This window comes from Methylobacterium gnaphalii, from assembly GCF_007992215.1.
Lineage (GTDB): Bacteria > Pseudomonadota > Alphaproteobacteria > Rhizobiales > Beijerinckiaceae > Methylobacterium > Methylobacterium gnaphalii.
The window spans coordinates 1-2,121 of the sequence record NZ_BJZV01000083.1 but is presented as its reverse complement, the minus strand read 5'-3'; the positions used below and the strand labels follow the sequence as shown (position 1 = coordinate 2,121).

3 protein-coding genes are annotated in these 2,121 nt (G+C 67.0%); all 3 read left to right on the top strand.

Features of this window, described 5'->3' with window-relative positions; translation table 11 throughout:
- The coding region (locus tag MGN01_RS23150; RefSeq protein ID WP_147049141.1) for a phage major capsid protein at positions 1-1,210 on the top strand (1,210 nt) is incomplete at its 5' end.
- A 63-nt stretch (positions 1,211-1,273) separates the two neighbouring features.
- The gene (locus MGN01_RS23145) at positions 1,274-1,759 is read left to right on the top strand and encodes a hypothetical protein (protein WP_147049140.1); all 486 of its coding nucleotides are present in this window, start codon (positions 1,274-1,276) and stop codon (positions 1,757-1,759) included.
- A 115-nt stretch (positions 1,760-1,874) separates the two neighbouring features.
- Positions 1,875-2,121, top strand: a 247-nt coding sequence (locus tag MGN01_RS23140; RefSeq protein WP_210246105.1) for a hypothetical protein, incomplete at its 3' end; no start/stop codon positions are given.

The following is a 2,121-nucleotide window of genomic DNA, read 5'->3' as shown; positions in this document are numbered from 1 at the left end:
CGAGCGCACCGAGCGGCAGATGGAGCGGCAGCGCGCGCTCGGCGCCACGGACGATCAGAACGAGGCCACCGACCGCCGCGTGGCAGCCCAACCGCGCTCGGAGAACGGCTTTCGCAGCCTCGGCGAGCAGTTGCACGCCATCGCCGTGGCGGGCCAGCCCGGCGGCTCCGTCGATAATCGCCTGCAGCGCACCGGCAGCATGCGCGCCGGCCCGACCGGCATGTCCGAAGGCATCGCAGCCGACGGCGGCTTCCTGGTGCAGACCGATTTCACCAATGACCTGCTCCAGAATACCTACGAGGCCGACGAGATCGCCTCGCGAATCCGCCGCATCCCGATCGGCCCGAACGCGAACGGCCTGCGCGCCAATGGCGTGGACGAGAACAGCCGGGCCAACGGCTCGCGCTGGGGCGGCATCCAGGCGTTCTGGACCGGCGAGGCTGGCCTGAAGCGCGACAGCCGACCGAAGTTCAAGCAGATCTCAATGGAGCTCGATAAGCTCACGGGCCTGCTCTACGCGACCGACGAGCTGCTGCAGGACACCACAGCCCTGACCTCGTGGATCTCGCAGGCTTTCCGCGACGAGTTCCAGTTCAAGATCGGCGACGCCATCGTGAACGGTACTGGTGTCGGCATGCCGCTCGGCTTCATGAACTCGGGCTGCCTCATCGTGGTCCCGAAGGAAGCCGGCCAGGCCGCCGGCACGATCGTCGCTCCGAACATCCTCAAGGCCTACTCGCGGATGCCGGCGCGCAATCGCAGGAACGCGGTCTGGATCATCAACCAGGAAGCGGAGATCCAGCTCTTCCAGCTCATGTTGCTGGTGAAGAACGTAGCCGGCACCGAGAACGTCGGCGCCCTTGGGTTCCCGCAGGTACAGTACCAGCCGCCGGGCACCAACGGGAACGAGTACGGCACCCTGATGGGGCGGCCGGTCATCGTGTCCGAGTTCGCGGCACCGCTCGGGACCGCCGGCGACATCATGTTCGTCGATCTGAGCCAGTACCTCGGCATCGACAAGGCGACATCCAGGAAGCGTCTTCGATCCACGTGCGCTTCATCTACGACGAGACCTGCTTCCGGTTCGTCTACCGGTTCCAGGGCCAGCCGATCTGGCAGCAGCCCCTGCTGCCCTACCGTGGCACCACCAGCGTGTCGCCGTTCGTGGCTGTCGCCACGCGCTCCTGATCCAGACGCCCCGCGTCAGTGATCTCTGACGGGCCGAGCGCCCGCCTCCCTCATCCGATCCATTCCGGCTCTCAGGAGAGCAGCTATGCCCAAGCGCAATTTTGCAACCTCGACCAAGCTCGTGAAGGTGCTTCCGGCCGCAGCGGACGCCGCCGGCCGCGCGGGTCGCGCCGTGAACCTCAAGAACGCAACCTTCGCCACCGTCATCGTGAACGTGAGCCAGGGCAACGCCGCCACGGTTGCGATCACGCTGCAGCAGGCGACGAACGTGGCCGGCGCCGGCGCCAAGGCGCTCGCTAACGCGGTGCCCATCTGGGCGAACCTCGATACCGACGCGTCGGACACCCTCGTTCGGCAGGCGGACGCGGTCTCCTTCACCACCGATGCGGCGGTGAAGAACAAGACGATCGTGTTCCACATCGACCCCGCCTACCTCGACGTGAATGCCGGCTACCGCACGCTGATCGTGTCCACCGGCGCATCGAACGCGGCGAACGTCACCAGCGTCGACGTGCTGCTCGACGGCAGCCGATATCAGTCCGAGCCGATCCCGACCGCCCTCACGGACTGACGCACGCGCTCGGAACGTATCGGCGGCAGCGCGGCCGCCGATACGCGCCTGACCATCAGCAGCAGAGGCAGCACCCATGTGGATGAAACAGCTTGTTGGCCGCCTTGCCGGTCAGGTGATCGACGTGCCGTTCAGCGCGACCGAGGCCGCGCAGATCAACGGCACGGCCGTGCGCGCCACCGACGACGAGGTACTGGCGGCGGGGCATGCCCTGAACCCGGAGATCGTGCCGGCCGATCGCATGACGTTGCCCGCCGGGTATTCGTTGGAGCCGACCGAGGTCGGAGGCTTCGACCTGTTCGACGCTGCCCGCCTGCGGCTGAATCAGGAACCGCACCCGAACATCGCGGACGCCATCTCGG